At 42.3% G+C, this 839-nt stretch carries 1 protein-coding gene; it reads left to right on the forward strand.

Annotated features, from left to right (window positions below):
• Positions 1-74: 74 nt before the first annotated feature.
• Complete coding sequence (locus JMX97_RS13650) at positions 75-776, forward strand: IS1 family transposase (protein WP_201558970.1); 702 nt, start codon at positions 75-77, stop codon at positions 774-776.
• Positions 777-839: the final 63 nt, after the last annotated feature.

Here is an 839-nt window from a genome sequence, read left to right on the forward strand (position 1 = left end):
GGTGGTGTATCAGAAAGTATGCTGAGGAATTAAAGGAGGGGTGACAGCCGAAGCAAGATGATATATTTGAGGTTATGAAGACACAAATAGATATCAGCTGCCCCGACTGTCACAGTTCCAGTCTAAAGAAAAACGGCATAAAAAGCTATGGCAAGCAGAACTACCAGTGTAAGGGCTGTCAGCGTCAATTCATTGGCGACCATGCCTTAACCTACCAAGGCTGTCATTCTAGAATAGAAGATAGAATACGACTGATGACTGCTCGAGGCTGCGGAATCAGAGACATCGCTGTTATTACCTCGGTTAGTATTGGCAAAGTACTGAGCACCTTAGGCTCATCCGTGTATAAAATTACTCCTAAGAAGCGTTACTATGAACGCTTAGAGGTTGATGAGTTTTGGACTTACGTGGGTCGAAAAAAGCGTAAAGTCTGGCTTATTTATGCTTATGACCGTGACACCAGTGAGATTGTGGCTTATGTTTGGGGCAAACGTGATTTAGCCACGGCAAGAAGGCTGCGTTCTCGCCTCAAGCACCTCAAAGTAAGCTATGGCTCTGTTAGCATGGATAACTGGGACAGTTTCTTAACCGCCTTTAAATCAGATAATAAACGGGTTGGCAAACAACACACCGTAGGCATAGAAGGTAATAATTGTCGCCTTAGACATCGACTACGTCGAGCCGTTAGAAGAACCTGTTGTTTCTCTAAAAAGCTTGATAATCACTTTAAAGTCTTTGATTTGGTGTTCTTTTATATCAATTATGGCTATGTCTGATGCCAGCATACTTTCTGATACACCACCAAATAAAACTCAAAATATTTGCCATAAAAAACCACC

Source organism: Psychrobacter sp. 72-O-c (assembly GCF_904846605.1).
In the GTDB taxonomy this organism is placed as follows: domain Bacteria; phylum Pseudomonadota; class Gammaproteobacteria; order Pseudomonadales; family Moraxellaceae; genus Psychrobacter.